Here is a 1,355-nt window from a genome sequence, read left to right as displayed (position 1 = left end):
CGGGCTCGAGCCGGACGACGCCGAGGGCGCGTCCGCGACGGGCGCACCGGTCCCGGACCCCGCCCGGGCCGTCCCGCTCGCCCCCGACCCGCGCTCCCGCGAGCTCCCGCCCGGCGGCGACGCCCGTTCGCGCGGCACCACCCCGGACCACGTCCGACGGTCCAACCTCGCGACCGTGCTCCAGATCGTCCACGAGACCGGGCCGGCCTCCCGTTCCGAGCTGACCCGCGAGACGGGCCTCAACCGCTCCACCATCGCGGCGCTCGTCGGCGAGCTGCAGGACCTCGGCCTCGTCGTCGAGTCCGAGCCGCCCGGCACCAACCGCGTCGGCCGCCCGAGCCCCATCGTCTCGGCCGAGCCGGGCGTGGTCGTCTTCGCCGTGAACCCCGAGATCGACGCCGTCACCGTGGGCCTCGTCGGGCTCGACGGCACGGTGCAGCGGCGCCTCCGCCGCGACACCGACGGGATCCCCACGGCCGCCGAGGCCGCCCGCCTCGCGGCCGACATCATCGCCGAGCTGCGGAGCGACCTCCGCGCGACCCGTCCCGGCGCGCGCGTCCTCGGCGTCGGCGTCGCCGTCCCGGGGCTCGTGCGGTTCGACGGCGGCCTCGTGCGCCTCGCGCCCCACCTCGGCTGGGTCGACGAGCCGTTCGCGGCGCTCCTCGAGGAGGCGACCGGGCTGCCGGCCCTCGCCGCCAACGACGCGAGCCTCGCGGCCGTGGCGGAGGGGCGGTTCGGATCCGGCCGCGACGTCGACGACCTCGTCTACCTCAACGGCGGCGCGAGCGGCGTCGGCGGGGGAGTGCTCATCGGCCGCCGTCCGTTCGGCGGGGCGGAGGGCTACGGCGGCGAGCTCGGCCACACGCTCGTCGACTCGGCGGGCGAGCTGTGCCACTGCGGCGCGGTCGGCTGCCTGGAGACGACGGTCGGCCAGGACGCCCTGCTCGAGGTCACCGGGCTCCCGCGCTCGCGCGCCGACGAGCTGGGCGACGTGCTCGCGGCGGCGCTCGCGGCCGGCGACCCGGCGGTCACCGCGGAGGTCGAGCGGCAGATCGACAACCTCGCCGTGGCGCTCCGCAACGTGGTCAACATCTTCAACCCGTCGCTCGTGGTGCTCGGCGGGTTCCTCGGGTCGCTGCACGCGGCGGATCCCGACCGGATCCTCGCCCGCGCCACCGCCCAGGCGCTCCCCGGGGCCCGCGAGGCCCTCCGCATCCGCCGCGCGGCCCTCGGCCCCGACCGGCTCATGATCGGCGCCGCCGAGCTGGCCTTCGCGCGCGTGCTCGTGGACCCGTCGGGCGTGATGCGCGCCGCCGTCGCCGACCCCGAGCGCACCACCGCATGAGGATCCGCCC

General features: G+C 77.9%; 1 protein-coding gene. It reads left to right on the top strand.

Annotation, left to right across the window (positions count from 1 at the left end):
- A partial coding sequence (locus Q6969_RS15685; RefSeq protein WP_317231273.1) for an ROK family protein occupies positions 1–1,345 on the top strand: 1,345 nt, incomplete at its 5' end.
- Positions 1,346–1,355: the final 10 nt, after the last annotated feature.

Origin of the sequence: Clavibacter sp. MX14-G9D (assembly GCF_032917815.1) — a bacterium.
Taxonomy (GTDB): domain Bacteria; phylum Actinomycetota; class Actinomycetes; order Actinomycetales; family Microbacteriaceae; genus Clavibacter; species Clavibacter michiganensis_K.
The sequence above is the reverse complement of the archived record's forward strand: the minus strand, read 5'-3'. Positions and strand labels throughout refer to the sequence as shown.